A 263-nucleotide genomic window follows, 5' to 3' on the forward strand; every position below is an offset into this window, starting at 1 on the left:
CCGCGAGCGTGTCGGCGTCCTGCACCACCACGGGCAACTGCCCATCGCCCTTGGCCCAGTCCAGCTGTTCCAGCGACTCACGGGAGGGCAATACTTCAATAGACATCACGTACCTCGATCTGCTGCTCGCGCAGGAACTGCTTGAGCGCGGGACTGGCAATGGCGCCACTGTGGACCACGCTGGCGGCCAGCGCACCGTCATCATCAGCCTGGTCGATCCCATCGGCGACGTGCTGCATGTCGCCGGCACCGCCGGAGGCGAT

General features: G+C 65.8%; 1 pseudogene. It reads right to left on the reverse strand.

From position 1 onward, the window contains the following. Positions 1 to 95 precede the first annotated feature (95 nt). Positions 96 to 263, reverse strand: a pseudogene (locus tag ACQG3P_RS20090) (imidazole glycerol phosphate synthase subunit HisF); the annotation flags it as partial.

The organism is Stenotrophomonas sp. SrG (genome assembly GCF_050031795.1).
Taxonomy (GTDB): Bacteria; Pseudomonadota; Gammaproteobacteria; order Xanthomonadales; family Xanthomonadaceae; genus Stenotrophomonas; species Stenotrophomonas rhizophila_A.